General features: G+C 57.8%; 1 protein-coding gene. It reads left to right on the forward strand.

The window, feature by feature from the left end; genetic code table 11:
- The coding region (locus HMPREF2692_RS11895; protein WP_141761332.1) for a hypothetical protein at positions 1-211 on the forward strand (211 nt) is incomplete at both ends.

A 211-nucleotide genomic window follows, 5' to 3' on the forward strand; every position in this document is an offset into this window, starting at 1 on the left:
GTTGAGTTCAACATTGATGAAGAATTCGGTATCACCGAAGCAATCGCCACCCTTGACAATGGCGATTTTGGCACCCGCACCATCCGTTTCGAGACTGGCCAGCTGGCTCGTCAGGCGGGCGGCTCTGTCACCACTTACCTGGACGAGGACACCATGCTTCTGTCCACCACCACCGCCTCCAACCAGCCGCGTGAGGGCTTCGACTTCTTCC

Source organism: Corynebacterium sp. HMSC036D03 (genome assembly GCF_001836185.1).
In the GTDB taxonomy this organism is placed as follows: Bacteria; Actinomycetota; Actinomycetes; order Mycobacteriales; family Mycobacteriaceae; genus Corynebacterium; species Corynebacterium simulans.